Source organism: Sulfitobacter sp., assembly GCF_036960155.1.
Classification (GTDB): Bacteria; Pseudomonadota; Alphaproteobacteria; order Rhodobacterales; family Rhodobacteraceae; genus Sulfitobacter.
On record NZ_JBALWB010000008.1, the window covers coordinates 210,837 to 225,697 of the forward strand.

General features: G+C 53.9%; 13 protein-coding genes. 1 reads left to right on the forward strand and 12 read right to left on the reverse strand.

Annotated elements, in window-relative coordinates; translation table 11 throughout:
- Nucleotides 1-131: 131 nt before the first annotated feature.
- The 12 genes from V7775_RS17285 to V7775_RS17340 all read right to left on the reverse strand — a co-directional run bounded on the left by V7775_RS17285 (nucleotide 132) and on the right by V7775_RS17340 (nucleotide 13,379).
- A complete protein-coding gene (locus V7775_RS17285; protein ID WP_335753162.1) occupies nucleotides 132-1,094 on the reverse strand; it encodes a succinylglutamate desuccinylase/aspartoacylase domain-containing protein in 963 nt (320 codons plus the stop codon).
- Nucleotides 1,091-2,062, reverse strand: coding sequence for a pyridoxal-phosphate dependent enzyme (locus tag V7775_RS17290; RefSeq protein WP_335753163.1), 972 nt, complete (start codon nucleotides 2,060-2,062; stop codon nucleotides 1,091-1,093). The genes V7775_RS17285 and V7775_RS17290 overlap by 4 nt, the downstream gene beginning before the upstream one ends.
- Before the next feature lie 10 nt (nucleotides 2,063-2,072).
- Nucleotides 2,073-3,032 carry an ornithine cyclodeaminase family protein gene (locus V7775_RS17295; RefSeq protein ID WP_335753164.1) on the reverse strand — a complete coding sequence of 320 codons (960 nt, stop codon included), beginning with the start codon at nucleotides 3,030-3,032 and terminating at the stop codon, nucleotides 2,073-2,075.
- 61 nt (nucleotides 3,033-3,093) lie between these two features.
- The gene (locus V7775_RS17300; RefSeq protein ID WP_335753165.1) at nucleotides 3,094-6,099 is read right to left on the reverse strand and encodes an aminotransferase class III-fold pyridoxal phosphate-dependent enzyme; all 3,006 of its coding nucleotides are present in this window, start codon (nucleotides 6,097-6,099) and stop codon (nucleotides 3,094-3,096) included.
- A 41-nt stretch (nucleotides 6,100-6,140) separates the two neighbouring features.
- Nucleotides 6,141-7,283, reverse strand: coding sequence for an aminotransferase (locus tag V7775_RS17305; RefSeq protein WP_335753166.1), 1,143 nt, complete (start codon nucleotides 7,281-7,283; stop codon nucleotides 6,141-6,143).
- The gene (locus V7775_RS17310) at nucleotides 7,280-8,239 is read right to left on the reverse strand and encodes an ornithine cyclodeaminase family protein (RefSeq protein ID WP_335753167.1); all 960 of its coding nucleotides are present in this window, start codon (nucleotides 8,237-8,239) and stop codon (nucleotides 7,280-7,282) included. Before V7775_RS17310 ends, V7775_RS17305 begins: the two co-directional genes overlap by 4 nt.
- A gap of 4 nt (nucleotides 8,240-8,243) precedes the next feature.
- The gene (locus V7775_RS17315) at nucleotides 8,244-9,029 is read right to left on the reverse strand and encodes an inositol monophosphatase family protein (RefSeq protein ID WP_335753168.1); all 786 of its coding nucleotides are present in this window, start codon (nucleotides 9,027-9,029) and stop codon (nucleotides 8,244-8,246) included.
- Between the two features lie 24 nt (nucleotides 9,030-9,053).
- A complete protein-coding gene (locus V7775_RS17320; RefSeq protein ID WP_335753169.1) occupies nucleotides 9,054-9,797 on the reverse strand; it encodes an amino acid ABC transporter ATP-binding protein in 744 nt (247 codons plus the stop codon).
- A 7-nt stretch (nucleotides 9,798-9,804) separates the two neighbouring features.
- A complete protein-coding gene (locus V7775_RS17325) occupies nucleotides 9,805-10,494 on the reverse strand; it encodes an ABC transporter permease (protein ID WP_335753170.1) in 690 nt (229 codons plus the stop codon).
- Nucleotides 10,491-11,186, reverse strand: a complete 696-nt coding sequence (locus V7775_RS17330; RefSeq protein WP_335753171.1) for an ABC transporter permease — start codon at nucleotides 11,184-11,186, stop codon at nucleotides 10,491-10,493. Before V7775_RS17330 ends, V7775_RS17325 begins: the two co-directional genes overlap by 4 nt.
- A gap of 76 nt (nucleotides 11,187-11,262) precedes the next feature.
- A complete protein-coding gene (locus tag V7775_RS17335; RefSeq protein WP_335753172.1) occupies nucleotides 11,263-12,081 on the reverse strand; it encodes a transporter substrate-binding domain-containing protein in 819 nt (272 codons plus the stop codon).
- A gap of 41 nt (nucleotides 12,082-12,122) precedes the next feature.
- Nucleotides 12,123-13,379: a cysteine desulfurase-like protein gene (locus tag V7775_RS17340; protein WP_335753173.1), complete on the reverse strand. Its 1,257-nt coding sequence runs from the start codon at nucleotides 13,377-13,379 to the stop codon at nucleotides 12,123-12,125.
- 191 nt (nucleotides 13,380-13,570) lie between these two features.
- On the opposite strand from V7775_RS17340, the gene V7775_RS17345 reads away from it, so the two are divergent.
- Nucleotides 13,571-14,437 carry a helix-turn-helix transcriptional regulator gene (locus V7775_RS17345; RefSeq protein ID WP_335753174.1) on the forward strand — a complete coding sequence of 289 codons (867 nt, stop codon included), beginning with the start codon at nucleotides 13,571-13,573 and terminating at the stop codon, nucleotides 14,435-14,437.
- The last annotated feature ends 424 nt before the right edge of the window (nucleotides 14,438-14,861 follow it).

The following is a 14,861-nucleotide window of genomic DNA, read 5'->3' on the forward strand; positions in this document are numbered from 1 at the left end:
CGATACACGGACGAGTTTTGCAGTGATGCTGTGCTTATCGCAACTACCAGCGGCCTGATATACGGGAGGGGCCGTCTGGGGAAACGGCGCCATCTCATACCTTGGTTACGTCTTTTCTGGACATCCAAGCACTAGCTGACGTCTTGGGCGATAACCGCAACAACATCTCCTCTGCGCGACAACCCTTGTCCCCCCAAGCACAGCACCCAACCGTCGTGGGGTGCAACATAGGCGCGTGGTTTGATGTCAATGCGGTCGATGAACCGCCCATGCCCTATAATATCGCCTTTGTGCACCGCGTCCCCTAAGATGACGGTTGGCACAAAAATCATATCATCGTCGCAGATTAGATATTTGTCGGGCGAGGGCAGGCGGACGTAGTGTGATGTAGGCGGGCTCCCTGTCACTGGGAGATGGCCTAGAGCCGCAACCATTCGCGCCAGACCCTGCGTTGCGAGGGTTGCAGTGTGTTGTGTCACCATGCCCGCGCCGCCCAACTCGGACGAGATAATAACTTTTCCCAGCTTCTCGGCGACCGCATCAATTGTCATTGGGGCATGGTCTTCGTCTATCAGTACGGTAAAGGGTGCACCGAACGCCATGCCTACGGCCTTTGCCAAGGACACTTGCGAGGAAGCTTCGGGAATCAATATGCTGGGCGCAAAGTTTAATGTGCGCCCGCCTGAATGCAGGTCAATGATGTGATCAGACAGAGGCATCATCGTCTCGCTCAGCCAGTGTGCAATTCGTTGTGTGATGCTGCCCAAAGGATCGCCCGGGAATACGCGGTTTAAATTCAGCCCGTCATCGGGGGTCAGCCGTGTTCCCGCCATCACGGCGGGCAAGTTGAGGGCTGGCAAAAGGATTAAGCGCCCAACCAATGCTTCAGTATCGACAGCATGCGCCAAGGCGTCAATCGCAACAGGCCCCTCGTACTCGTCGCCATGCATCCCACCCAAGATCAATGTTGTCGGTCCGTCAGTTCCATTCAGACAATGAATGGGCAGGCGGACCGACTGCCATGCGCTTTTGTCGGTAGAATTGTGAAAATGCGCATATCCTGACGTTAGGCCCGGTTGGTCCAGAGCAATCATGGCGTTGAGCAAATAACTGGCGCGATCCGGTCACGATCAAAGTTTGCGCCGCATAGAATTACTGCGCTGACCTTGCCGGTTCGGTTGGGTGCATCCGCTTCCCATGCCGCCTGCGCCAATCCGGCTGACCCTTCGACCAGCATTTTTTCGCTCCATGCCATGTGACGGATACCGTTTGCGATCTGTTCTTCGGTGCAATCGATCAGTTCATCGATGACTTCACTACCTAACGGCAAGGTGATCGACCCTTCGTCCACTCCCCCTGCGCAACCGTCAGCCAGTGTATCGGTATGTGTGACTTCGACGTTGTGACCTGCCCGGATGCTGGCGGACATGGCCATCGAATTGATCGCACTAACACCAACAACGCGGGTGGTTGGCGAAAACGCTTTGAGAACAGCACCGATGCCCGAGATCAAGCCGCCGCCGCCAATCGAGACATAGACAACATCGAGGCGCGGCAGTTGTTCCAATAGTTCTAGTGCAATTGTGCCTTGTCCCGCAATGACTTGCGGGTCGTTATAGGGGGAGACATAGATTTTCCCCTGCTCTTTGGCCAGCTTTTGGGCGTGCTGTTCGGCCAGCCCGGAATCGTTTGAATGCAAAATGGTTTCAACGCCAAGCGCTTGGATACGTGACAGTTTCTCACGTGCAACAGTTTCGGGCAGGACCACAGTTAGATCATGGCCCGTCAACTGTGCTGCAGTGGCAAGTGCCAGCCCATGATTGCCAGAGGATGCGGTGATTGCGGGCACTTCTGTCGACATCGATGTTAATTTGGACACGGCACCGCGAAATTTGAACGATCCGGTTTTCTGAAAATTCTCAGCCTTGAACACCAAATCGGTGCCGTCCTCAAAGGACAGGCGTGAGGGGATGCAGGGGGTCATATTCAGCAAGTGTTTGATGCGGCGATGCGCGGCTACCGACAGGGCGGCTTGTTCAAGAACGGTGGAGGAGGCTGTCATGGGATGTCCTTTATGTGGGGTCGGTGGACGCCGCAGCGTCGATGATGGTTTGGGTGATCGCGATGTCCTGTGCAGCTATTCCGGTGAGGTCCACTACGGTAATGTCATTGTCTGAGGTTCGCCCAGCATGTGCGCCAGACAGAACCTCGCCCAATTCAATAACCTGCAACGCCGCGTCCGTGCGGCTGGCAGTTTGGAATTCTCCGTGGTTCAGGGACTGACGTGCCATGTCGCATACGCGTAAGGATGCAGTGGTAACCAGATCGGTAGGGAGTTCCTGTTTGCCGGGGCAATCAGCACCAATCGCAGTTATATGGGTGCCAGTGCGTACCAGTCCGTTTGCAAACAGCGGTTCGGTGGCAGTTGTTGTGGTTATGATGATGTCTGCATTGCTGACGGCGGCCTCCAAATCCAAAACCGTTTCGACGACGTGACCCGTCCCCTTCAACTCTGCGCTCATCGCTTGGGCAGCCGATGGATCGCGCGCCCAGATGCTAAACGCCAACGCCCTTTCCGGCATCAATTTAGCAAGGCAAATTGCCTGAAACCGGGCCTGAATACCCGCACCGATGATCAACACCTGTTTCGCATTCTTTCGGGCCAATGCGCGCGTCGCCAATGCACCGCCAATTGCTGTGCGCATATCCGTTAGCCAACCTTCGTCCCGCAGAACGGCCAGGGGTTCGCCCGTCGTCGCGCAAAACGCCAACATCATGCCGTTGGATGAGGGGAGGCCTTTTGCAGGATTGTCGTAAAAGCCGGATGCAATCTTGATCACATAGCTGGTCGTACCTGAAATGTGGCCTGATTTGACGTGGCAATCACCGTTTGCCTCGGGAAAGGCCAGATGTACCACATCGCCTGTCTGAACGTTGCCTTGGGTGGACGCAATGTATGCGTCATTGATGCGGTTGACGGCCGTATCAAAGTCAAACAACGCTATGATCTGCGGTTTGTTGAGGTCGAGCATGTAATCGTCTCTTTTGGGTTGAGGAACATAAATAGAGGCACGAACGACTGTGATGTGAGTGTCAAAACCGTTCGTGTAGGATCATATCCAGCGTCGTAATTATCATATCAACATCGTCAGGCTGGATGGTCAGAGGGGGGCGGATTTTCAGAATGTTGTCACGTGGTCCCTCGGTCCCCAGCAAAATGCGTTTATCGCGCATGCGGTTTTTGACATGCGTGGCCAATGCGGTCGCCTCGGACTTGTTGGCGCGATCAGTAACCAGATCCACACCGACGAACAGACCGATGCCGCGCACGTCCCCAATGCAATCATGTTTGTCTTGCAAGGCCCGCAACCCTGCCAGCAATCTGTCGCCCTGATGTTGGGCGTTGGCTTGCAGGTCTTCGTCGTCAACAATGTCTAGAACCTCTTTGCCGATCCGACATGACAGGGTCGAGCCCCCGAAGGTTGAGAAAAATTCTGGTCCTTTTGCGAAACTATCTGCGATGGCCCGTGTGGTGAGCAGTGCGCCCATCGGATGCCCGTTGCCCAACGGTTTACCCAACACGACGATGTCAGGCAAAACCTCTTGCTGCTCGAACCCAAAATAGTAATCACCCAACCGACCCAATCCAGTCTGCACCTCATCAGCAATGCACACGCCGCCTGCAGCGCGGATTTTGGCGTAGACCGTTTGTAAATATCCCTTTGGTGGGATGATCTGACCACCAACAGATGGAAAAGTTTCGGCGATGAAGCCCGCAAGATCAATGCCCTTGCCACTCAAGCGGTCAATCGCGCCATCAACCAGATCCGCGAACTTTTGCGCGCGATCTGGGTCGTCTCGCCTGAAACTGCCGCGATAATCGTCTGCGACCTCAACCAATTCAACCCAATCGGAGGGCCCGACACCACCTTTGGCGTTGAACTTATACGCGGACAGATTAATCGCGCCAGTGGTGTTGCCATGGTACCCGTGATCAGGCGTTACCATACCCTTTGCCCCCGTATGAGCACGGGCCAATCGCAAGGCTAACTCATTCGCTTCTGAGCCGGAGTTTACGAAGAAGCACACATCAAATTGATCGGGCAGTTTGAACAATAGCTTATCTGCAAAGGCGGTTTGGGCAGGATGCAGATAGCGGGTGTTTGAATTCATGCGTTTGAGCTGATCCGCTGCAACAGCTTGGATGCGCGGATGCGCGTGGCCCACATGCGGCACATTGTTATAGGCATCCAGATAGGGGCGGCCCCATTCGTCAAATAGATGATGTTGCCAGCCCCGCACCAGCATGATCGGATCGCTGTAACTCAGCACAAGGTTGTCGCCAAAATGCGCCTTTCGGCTTGCCAGCACATCGGCCTTGTTGGTGGGTACATAATCCGTTTTGGTGTCTGGCAGGTTGAGCAGTGCAGCAGGGTTTGGACATATCGCGCGCCACAAATCGTTCTCGTCAGGGTCGCCTACGCCGGGCCAATCATCGCCCAACCCATCCAGCGTCAGCGCCATCTGGAAATGAATGTGAGGCGGCCAACCGCCGTTCTGATCTGGAGTGCCCAATGTACAAAAGGCGGTACCTTTCGCAATCGTCTGTCCGGATTTCAGGGTTTTGCAAACATCGGGGTTGAGATGCCCGTAGAGGGTGTAAAAACGATCCCCACCGGGCGTGTCATGAGCCAAAATCACCACGCCACCATAATCAAGGTGCCCAGTCCGGTTCTCAATGACATGAACAGTTGCATCCATGGGCGCGTATATGGGTGTACCCGCTGGCGCAAAGGCATCTACTGCCAGATGTACGGTGCGCCGGTCAGAGGCTAGCCATGGCCCGTTGCGAAAGGCTGGTTCGGCATAAATCAGGCGTGGCTCAAAGTAATATCCTAGCCAAATCTGCCCGTCTTGTTCGTATTCTTCTCCAATCCGCGCAGCCTCTTTTTGCCCCAGATGGAAGGGGTTCTGTGGCCAAACCGAGTGTTCCACAGATAGCGATCCCATCGGGGCATCACTCAGGTCGGCCCCCATGACAGGCGCAAAATTCCCGCGCTCACGGTCAAGAAACGCCAATATACGGGGTGCCGCATCGGTGACAGGCAAATCACAGGCCGTGCGCAACCGCGCGCGCAGCAGTCCCGGATCAATCGACGTTTCTTCAAGAAACCGCCACGCAGGGGCCTGAGAAATAACTACATAGGGGTCGTTGGGGGTATCACGCGCCATCAACGTTGAGTTCACAACGCTTACCGCCAGACGCATCTGCAACAGCGGCCAGATCAGATCGATCTCTGCGGTCGTGAGCGGATTCGCCGAATGGTAACCCGCAACAAGTGCGGCTAGACGCCTTTCTGCATCAGGCGCATCCAGCACCAAATAGGCGGCGGCGATGGCCAGATTGCAGACGCGTGGTGCCGCACAGATGTCACCCAGATCAATGAGGCCCGAGATATGATGGGGCTCAGATAACGCGCCATCCACCAGAATGTTGTAATCATTTACGTCGTTGTGGATCGCTTGACTTGGTAGGTGCTGGAGTGCGGGGAGGATGGCGTCAAACGCCGCAGCGATGCCTTCTAGCAGCGCACGGCGCGGCCCCTTTGCAACGTCTGAAATCTCTGGTGTGATCCATTGCGCCTGCATCAGGTCCCATTTGAAATCGCGTGTCAGGCCTGGATCAGTGAAGTCCGCCAGCGCCAGATCACTAGCTCCCATGACGCGCCCCAAATTATGAATAAGGGCATCTGTCTTGGGCAATGCGTCTGCAAACATCTGGCCCGGCAGGCGCTCCAGCACCCACAATAGGCGCGTCTCGCCGTTGGAGGTATTATACATGGTCATCTGATCGCCCGATAGGGTGGGTATGACGCTCGGGAATGGCAGATCATGCGCGCGGTCAGCGATATGACGCAGCGCAGAGATCTGCAAATCAACCAAGCCCGGGTCACAATCAGGGCGCATGACTTTGAGGACAAATCCGTCACCATGAGGCGTTTCCGCCATAAAGTTCAGGTCAAACTCACCGGGCAATTTGGTGAGTTGCGCGTCAATGCCCCACAGGGTGCGCAGAACGCTTTGCCATTCAGATGTCATTTTTTATTCCATGTCTTTGATCGTCACGTTCACTGGATGGGTCACGCAGAAGTATTTGATTTGGCGGCTAAACCCGCCAGAAAGCTGCTGACCTTGGCCAATCCCGCACGCAATATTTCAGGGTCATTGGCGTATCCAACGCGCAGCCAACCTTCCATGTGCATGACTGACCCGGGCGTGAACATCACGCCAGTCTGCTCAAGCAGCTGAATACAAAAGTCGCGTGAGGGCATGTCAAAATCATACTTTAGCAGCGCGGTCGTGCCCGCCTTGGGTTTCACATAAGATATTGATGGTTCCTGCGCGACCCAAGCGTCCAAGATCGCCAGATTTCCGCGCGTAATTTGTTGACTGCGTGCAAGGATTTTGTCCTTGGCCTCCAGTGCCATGGCAGCAAAGTAATCATCCAGCATGCCGACGCTGATCGTGTTGTAATCACGGTGGATGGATACCGCCTCAAGCACGTCCAAAGGTCCCGCTATCCATCCCAGTCGCAAACCTGCCAGCGAGAATGTCTTGGACATACCTGCAACGCTGATGCCTTTTTCATAAACATCGGCCATGGCAGGGCTGAAGCCATCGCCAGTCTGATTGGTGCCGCGGTAAACCTCATCACACAGAACATAAGCGTCGCAGCCTCGGGCAATCGCAACAAAGGCGTCAAGCGCGTCTGCTTCCATCAATGCGCCCGTGGGGTTGTTGGGATTGTTCAGCACAATCAACTTAGTCTCAGGGCGCACCAACGCCTTGAGCTCCGCAAGGTCAGGCAAAAACCCGTTCTCGGGGCGAAGATGCAAAATATCCACTTCAGCGCCGTAGCTTTCAGGGATCGAATAGTGTTGCTGATACGTTGGCCGCACGGAAATTACATGATCGCCGGGTTCGACCAATGTTTCATGGACCAAAGCATTCGCCCCGATCGCCCCGTGTGTCACCACAACGTTATCGCGTGTTTGTTTAGAATACATCGTGCAGATCGCATCGCGCAGTCGGTCCGACCCTTGGATCGCGCCGTAGGTCATTTTCATTGGTAACAGATCAGACATTACGCTGTCGTTCTTGCCCGACATTTCCAGCAGTTGTTCAATCGTCAGTGATGCCACACAGGTTTCTGCCAGATTGAATTCGCAATGGTCCTCGAATTCGTTCATCCAGATTTCAACGCCAAAGGGTTTGATCTTCATGGTGCTTTCCTTTCGCTGGTCGCTTGGGCCAATTGCCAAATGCCATGTGCCATTGCTATGTCTTCTAGTCCCAGCCCGATAGAGCGGAAATAGACGGGTGCGTCGTTGCGCGGTGTCACACTGGTGCCGCTGAGCAATCCAGCAAGGTCGCCGTGAATGCGGTCTTTGCTCCAACCGTGATCTTGCGCGGCAAGGCGCATATCAGCAGCGCTGTCGGGAGTCGTTGGCAGATAATCGCAGTATACCTGCGCATCACATAGAAATGCCGGAGGGACTTCATGGGCGTTTGGCGCATTGGTACTGATTGAGGTGAACAGTGACGGTTTGCCTGTATCTGTAGGGTCGATCACTGGGCTGCCGGACGACGTACACAACATTACAACATCGCTGCCTGCAAGGCAGTCGCGCGTGGTTGCGGCAATGGTTATCCGAGGATAGGCCTGACGCCAGAGGGCCGCCCGCTCGCTAGAGAGATTGGGTGAATAGACCGAGATTTTTTGCCAGTCCCGCAATGCCGCAACATGGCGCAGATGCGCGAGGGCCACAGGGCCGCTACCGATGATTGCAAGGTGACGCGCAGATGCGCGCGCGAGCAGATCAACGGCCAATGCGGTTGTTCCCGCCGTGCGCTCTGTCGTCAACAGGGCAGCATCGCACCAAACAAGCGGTTGACCGGTTTCCATCGACATTAGTGCAGTCCATGCGGTGATCACGGGACCTGTATCTGTGACGATATAGGGCGAGAGTTTTGCGCCAAAAACACCCGCGCTCTTCAGTGCACCCATATAGGTGATGAAGTCGCCTCCACCGTTGGGAAAGTCGGTAATGGTTTGCGCAGGTTGCACAGCACTGCCGTCCCCCAACGCACGAAAAAGAGAGGTCAGCTCGGCCTTCACATCCAATTGCGGCAACAGGTCTGCGACGGCCTGCGCGTCAAGAATTTGAGGCTTGTTCATCGGATTATCCTTTGAGGATTGTAACAGCTTCGTCCAGCCGCGCTTTGTCGCCCGCCGCAAGGACATTGCCGGCCATGTCCAACGTCAGAGGATTGCCATGCCAATCGGTAACATAACCGCCAGCCCCCTGAATAACCGCGGCAGGTGCGTATACATCAAATGAATCCAAACCGCTGTCGATGGAGAGGTCTGTGCGACCAGAGGCAAGCACACCATAAGAATAACACGATCCGCCATATTGAACGTATTGCGCGCGTTTACGTAGGATATCAAAACGGGCGCGTTCCGCATCATTCATGAAATCGGCATTACTGCATGTCGCATAGGCTGTTTCAACCGACGCGCAGGCGCGCACCCGAACGGGCGTGCCATTGTGTTCGGCCATCCTGCCCGAAACACCCACCCAGCGATCTGATGTGACGGGATGGTCGATCACTCCCACATAGGGCTGCCCCTGCCACGCCAACCCGATCAGCGTGCCATAAACAGGAATGCCGGCAACAAATGCGGCGGTGCCGTCTATCGGGTCCAAGACCCAGACAAAATCTGCGTCGATGTTGATGTTGTCAAACTCTTCACCAAGGATGCCATGATCAGGGTAGGTATCTTGGATCATCTCGCGCAATGCGGTTTCAACCGCCTTGTCAGTTGTCGTCACAAAGGAAGCATCCGATTTGATCGAAATTTCGGGTGCGGCACCTTTGACTGCTAGCAACATCTTGCGGCTTTGATCGGCGAGGGTTTCGGCAAAGGCGAGGTACTCAGCGTGCGCTGGAAAATCTGCGGTCATGTTAGTGGCTTTCGGTAGGAGTTTCTAATGCGTCAAAATTTGGCTGAGGAACTTCTTGGTGCGTTCATTTTTTGGTGCATTGAAGAATGTTTCAGGGGTGGCCTCTTCAACAATTTCGCCGGCGTCCATAAAGATCACGCGGTCTGCGACGGACCTGGCAAACCCCATCTCATGGGTGACACAGATCATCGTCATGCCATCGCGGGCCAGATCAGTCATCACCTCTAACACTTCGTTGATCATTTCAGGGTCTAACGCTGAAGTCGGTTCATCAAACAGGATGATCTCGGGCCGCATACACAAAGCACGGGCAATCGCGACGCGCTGCTGTTGACCACCTGACAATTGAATGGGGTACTTGTCTGCCTGTTCAGGGATTTTGACCCGTTCGAGGTATTCCATCGCTGTGGCCTTGGCTTCTGCTTTGGGGATTTTGCGCACCAAACGCTGCGCTAGCATCAGGTTTTTCACGATTGTCATGTGCGGGAACAGATTGAAGCTTTGGAACACCATCCCCACTTCGCGCCGCACCGCGTTGATGTCCTTGACTTGATCGGTCAGTTCCTTGCCACCGATGATGATCTGCCCCTCATCGTGCTTTTCCAGCCGGTTGATGCAGCGGATCATCGTAGATTTTCCCGACCCTGAAGGGCCACAGACTACGATGCGTTCCCCTTTGGAGACATGCAGATTAATGCCCTTAAGGGCCTGAAACGAGCCAAAGTACTTGCCGACGTCTCTCATCTGAATCAGTGCCTGTTCAGTCATGTTGCTCTCATTTTTCCATGTACCGGCCAAGGTAGCGTTCGACCCGGCCAAGTGACTTTTGAAGGATCCAAGTAAGGATCATGTAGACAATCGCCAATGAGATGAAGATTTCATAAGGCGCGAAGGTTTGGGCCACGAGAGTGCGTGCAATGCCGGTCATATCGGCCAGCGTGATTGTGCTGGCGAGGGCCGTGGATTTCAGCAGACTGATGATGTCGTTTCCATAAGCAGGAAGTGCAAGGCGCGTGGCGATAGGCGTGGTTAGATAGATAAATTTTTGACGTACAGACAGGCCAAGCGCACTGCCGGCTTCCAAAATGCCGCGATCCACACCCAGCACGCCACCGCGCAGGATTTCGGAAACGTAGGCGCCAGTGTTCAGTGTCAGAGCAAAGATGGCGCACCCGAAAGGGTCTCGGAACATGGGCCACAGAAACCCGTCGCGGATAAACTCAAGTTGGGGAAAGCCATAGTAGACGATGAATATCTGCACCAATATGGGTGTGCCCCGAAAGATGTAGATGTAAACCTGAGCGGGCCAAGACAGATACCATTTCCCGCTGATCCGCATCAACATCAGGCCGATGGCAAGGATCAAACCTAGAACGGCAGAAACGACCAACAGTTGAAAAGTCAGCCCAATGCCCATCAACATTTTTGGCAGGGCATCGACGATGATGGAGAAATCAAAGCTCATCGTGCGTTCACCATATGACGTTGACCGTAACGTTCCAGCCCCATCACCGTCAGGGTGATCACGGTTGAGAAGGCCAAATAAATCAAGCCGACGACGATATACATGGTGAAGGGTTCTCCGGTGGTGCCAATGGCCTGTTTTGCAACAAACAGCGTTTCATTCAGCCCGATGATCGAAATCAATGCAGTGTCTTTCACCAACGATAGCATGTGGTTACCAAAAGCGGGCAACGCGAGCCGCCACATTTCGGGGATACGCACATAGATGAAGGTTTGCAGATCCGACATGCCAAGGGCACGCGCGGCCTCGATGCTGCCCGGGTTCACCCCCAGAAAAGCGCCGCGAAAGGTTTCAGTGGCATAAGAACCGACGATCAATGCAATAGCGATGGTGCCGGCCCAAAATGGCGGGACATCCAGAAATTTTATGTCCGGATTAAAGATTTGGGCGATTGAAGTCAGCGCGATGGCCGACCCGAAGTAAAGCAACAGAATGACCAAAATTTCTGGTGTACCGCGAAACACGATTGTGTAGCCGTTCGCCAATTTTTGAGCAACGACACTGTCAGAAAGTTTAGCCGCCGCCCCGATCAGGCCGAAGATAACCATGAGGAACAGTGAACAGATGAACACCTGAGCCACCACAACGGAGCCCCAAAAATAGTCATCCCACCATCCGACCAATGCGTCCACGATAAATCCTCGGTTGTGTTTCAGTTAAGACCCACGGCGCGATGATGCGCCGTGGGGGAGGGGACGCGCGACTGGATCAGTCGTTACCCCATTCTTGGTTGTGAATTGGGAACGGGAAATACTTGAGCGCATATTCCGTCAACTTGCCGTCGTTGATCAATTTCTTGATGGCACCGTCGAGGCGGGCTTTTAGTTCGGGTTGTCCCTGACGCAGGCCAATGCCGACACCGACACCAAAGTATTCAACTTCGCTGATGGCTGGGCTTACGAACTCGTAGTTGGTGCCTTCTTCTTTGGCCAAAAAGCGCAGGTGTGCTTTCATCGGGTTGGTCATGATCGCATCAACGCGGCCATTCACAAGATCAAGATAAAGCGGTTCGGATCCGTCATAGAGCACGATATCTGCGTCTGGCAGCGTCGCGTTGAACCAGCTTTCATAAGTTGATGCGCGCTCTAGCCCGATGCGCAGACCGGCAAAATTTTCTGCAATTGGACCGCCTGAAGGATCAAACAGTGGCTTGTCCATGCCTTTTCTTCCAACCAAACGGCCTACAGAGTCCCGGTAAGGGCTGGAGAAATCGATTTTCTCCAATCGGCTGTTCGTAATCGACATGGATGCGACAATCAGGTCAAACTTGTTGGCCAAAAGCGCGGGGATCATACCGTCCCATTGTTGGCAGACATATTCCAGATCGGCGTCGATGATTTCGGCAACACCTTTGGCGACGTCCACGTCATACCCGACCAGTTCGCCGTCAGATGTGCGGTAGTTGAATGGCGCATAGGTGCATTCCATGCCGACGCGCAGCGTTTCAGCAGATGCACCAGCCGCGCCGCCTAGCGTTAGGGCGGCTGCCAGTCCGATTGTCATTTTACGTAATGTGGTGAATTTCATGATGCTCTCCGTTGGTTACGTTTCGTTTTGTTGACTTATCCTCAAGGGTTGCTCCCCCGTGTTATCCGCTCGATGCCAGTGACAATGGCCTCGACCTCTTCTTTAGTGTTGTAATGTGACAGTCCGATGCGGACGACGCCTTCATCTAATGGCAGACCCAAGGACCGCGCAGGTTCGTAGGCGTAGTTGTGTCCGTGCCAGACAAAAATACCGGCCTTTGCAAGTGCTTGTGCAATATCCGTGGGCGGCATGGACGCATGCCGAATTGAGACCGTTGGCACGCGCTGTGTGATCCTGTTGGGATTGGTGATGCCGTAGACTTTCACACCGGAGATTTGCTTTAGGCCGTCGATCAACAGGTTGGTCAGCGGCTCTTCATAATCGCGCGACATCTGGTATGAGGCCGCAACAAGGGCGCGGCGGTCTGTTGATGATGACCCTTTGCGGCCAAGATCCTCAAAATATTGCACTGTCGCTGATAGCCCAGCCAGCAATTCATATTGGGGTGTGCCGCATTCAAAGCGATCCGGAATGTCGTCCGATACGCAGCGCCCTTTGTATGGGTATAGCGCGCCTAGGAGATCACCACGCCCCCAAATAAGCCCCAGATGTGGTCCGAAAAATTTGTAGGAGGAACAGGCCAGAAAATCACACCCTATGGCATAAACGTCGACCAGATGATGGGGGGCCAATTGCACCGCATCTACAAACACCAGTGCGCCTGCATCTTTTGCCAATTTTGCGAGGGTAGGGATGTCGTTGATCGACCCGGTCATGTTGCTGGCATAATTCAGCGCCACCAGTTTGGTGCGTGGGCTAAGCTGGGCGGCTAGGTCTTCGGGTTCGACTTGCCACGTTTCATGGTTAAAATCGACCCAACGGACGGTTAGGTTTTTGTCCTTGGCTATCTCCAGCCAAGCGCCAACATTCCCTTCATGTTCCATGCGGCTGATGACAATCTCATCTCCGGGTTGGAAATCATGGCAAATGCTGCGCGACAGGTGAAACGCCAGTGACGTCATGCTTTGTCCGATGATGATTTCCTTGAACGAACGAGCCCCCAAGAATAGCGCGGCGTCTTCATGCGCCTTTTGCCACACAGCATCCGTAGCGACGCTGGTCACAAAATGACCGCCCGCGTTGGAGGCATTGGTTAGCATGTAATCTCGCACGGCATTCGCAACAGACAATGGCACCTGCGTGCCTGCGGGATTATCCACGTAGATACGTGGCTGATGGTTGTCTGTTTGGGCAAGCGATGGAAAGCACGCCCGCACTTCGGATATCGGAAAAGCCATCAGTCCCCCAAGGCTGGCCCTCACGTTAATCCGCGTCGGCCTCTTAGGGTGCAGCCTACGGGCGGGCGGCGCCGACGGTATATCGTCCTAAAGGATGAGTTCTTGTGCGATGTCATGGGATGAAGCCGCCGCGACGTTCATTTCTTTGCTCGAGCCTTGCTATGTCGGCCACACGGCACTCTAATGAATGCATGAACCAGAGCGTACAAATTTCTAAGCCATTGGAGCAGGTGGCTGATGGCATTCAAACAGAGCCGCTGCTTTTTGATCCTCTTGCGTTGATAGGGTTGATTGCGTCAAAGGATTTTTTTAGCAATCTTTCTGACACATTGGCCAACACGTTTGGTTTCGAATGTTTCCACATCTTTCTTTATCAGGCCAACGTGGGCCCTGTTAACCTCGCGAACCGCCCGGTCTTGTGTAATTATCAGCGGGGTTTGGACAATTTTCTGAATTTTACGTATGTTATCAATCCGGTGTTTCGGGCGTACCAAGGCAATGCGGCATCGGGCGTCTACCAGATTTCAGACTTTGTTCCCGATGATTTCAAACGGGTCATAGATACTGCGGATATAGATATTTTCGTAGAGGACAGCGAAACGATCGGCTACCGCACACCAGGATGGCCAAAGAACATGGCCGAATGCATTGTTCTGATCCGGTTACCGAACGGCATGGCGCTTGACTTTAGCTTCCTAATTCCACGTGGGCAGAGACAATCCACCACTTGTTCGGTGCGTTTAGAGCGCCTGTTTCCGGTGTTAGAGCGGATCGTGCGCCGACAATTTGAGATTGATCCGGCAAGCTTTGACTGCGCGGACCAACGGCCCGGCCAAGAAGATCGTTTTCAAGACTTCGGCAGCGACGTCCTGACGGACCGTGAGATGCAGGTCGTGCAACTGGTCCTCGTCGGGCACACCAGTACATCCATCTCTCTGCAGTTGGGTGTCTCAATTTCGACGGTTAAATCGCATAGGCGAAACATCTATGTGAAACTAGAAATTTCATCTCAGGCCGAGCTGTTCAGCTTGTTCCTACTGCATCTAAAGAATGTTTAAGCCTATCGGTCGACTGGGACGTTCTTAATTTGGGCGGTGGTTGTTCTCCTTGCGATAAGAGAACCGCTCTCTTGCGCCCTTGGAGCTAAGTTATTTGGTTCTCTGCTTCGTGATTCTTTCAGCGGGCAGCTTTGATGACGTGATTCAAAAGGTTTGGTGGTTGGGATGGCTAGTAATTAGTCCCCTTGAATTTGATACCGCTCAATCTTCTGGTTATTGGGCTAGAATTTGGCCAGACTAGGCGTGGTAAAGGCGACGATTGGGTTTCTAAGCGTGCCACAGACCATCAAAACAATCTGATTAATTCAAGCAGGCGTCGTTGTGACATGACATATAGCGCCCGCTTTGATGACCCTCTGTGTGACTCAAAAATTATGTTTTAAAAACAGAGACGTAGTTTTGGTTCAGGTAGGTTTATGTGTGT

Coding starts and splice junctions, on each gene's coding strand:
- V7775_RS17285 (WP_335753162.1), bottom strand. CDS start 1,094: ATGATTGCTCTGGACCAACCGGGCCTAACGTCAGGATATGCGCATTTT.
- V7775_RS17325 (WP_335753170.1), bottom strand. CDS start 10,494: ATGAGCTTTGATTTCTCCATCATCGTCGATGCCCTGCCAAAAATGTTG.
- V7775_RS17335 (WP_335753172.1), bottom strand. CDS start 12,081: ATGAAATTCACCACATTACGTAAAATGACAATCGGACTGGCAGCCGCC.
- V7775_RS17290 (WP_335753163.1), bottom strand. CDS start 2,062: ATGACAGCCTCCTCCACCGTTCTTGAACAAGCCGCCCTGTCGGTAGCC.
- V7775_RS17310 (WP_335753167.1), bottom strand. CDS start 8,239: ATGAACAAGCCTCAAATTCTTGACGCGCAGGCCGTCGCAGACCTGTTG.
- V7775_RS17315 (WP_335753168.1), bottom strand. CDS start 9,029: ATGACCGCAGATTTTCCAGCGCACGCTGAGTACCTCGCCTTTGCCGAA.
- V7775_RS17320 (WP_335753169.1), bottom strand. CDS start 9,797: ATGACTGAACAGGCACTGATTCAGATGAGAGACGTCGGCAAGTACTTT.
- V7775_RS17295 (WP_335753164.1), bottom strand. CDS start 3,032: ATGCTCGACCTCAACAAACCGCAGATCATAGCGTTGTTTGACTTTGAT.
- V7775_RS17305 (WP_335753166.1), bottom strand. CDS start 7,283: ATGAAGATCAAACCCTTTGGCGTTGAAATCTGGATGAACGAATTCGAG.
- V7775_RS17345 (WP_335753174.1), top strand. CDS start 13,571: ATGAACCAGAGCGTACAAATTTCTAAGCCATTGGAGCAGGTGGCTGAT.
- V7775_RS17300 (WP_335753165.1), bottom strand. CDS start 6,099: ATGACATCTGAATGGCAAAGCGTTCTGCGCACCCTGTGGGGCATTGAC.
- V7775_RS17340 (WP_335753173.1), bottom strand. CDS start 13,379: ATGGCTTTTCCGATATCCGAAGTGCGGGCGTGCTTTCCATCGCTTGCC.